This window comes from Paraburkholderia sp. SIMBA_027, assembly GCF_046535315.1.
Classification (GTDB): Bacteria; Pseudomonadota; Gammaproteobacteria; order Burkholderiales; family Burkholderiaceae; genus Paraburkholderia; species Paraburkholderia tropica.
In genome coordinates this window covers 1-246 of record NZ_JAWRWY010001337.1, presented here as the reverse complement: position 1 = coordinate 246, position 246 = coordinate 1, and the positions used below count along the sequence as shown (strand labels likewise).

Annotated in this window: 1 protein-coding gene; it reads left to right on the top strand. The window is 58.9% G+C overall.

Going from position 1 to position 246, the window contains the following annotated elements:
* On the top strand, nucleotides 1-246 hold a 246-nt coding region (locus tag SB764_RS43515), incomplete at both ends, for an ABC transporter permease subunit (protein WP_410867242.1).

Sequence of the window (246 nt, the reverse complement as noted above, 5' to 3'; positions counted from 1 at the left end):
CGATGTTCAAGGTGTTCGCGTTCTGCGTGGCCGCGTTGCTTGCCGCAGTCGGCGGCGCAATGTTCACCCTCCAGGTAGGGTTCATGTCGCCGTCATTTGTAGGGATCGTACCGTCGATCGAGATGGTGATCTATGCGGCAATCGGTGGACGGATGTCGCTCGTGGGCGCGGTGTATGGCGCGCTGCTGGTGAACCTCGGAAAATCCTGGGCCTCCGAGAGCTTTCCGAATCTATGGCTGTTTGTCA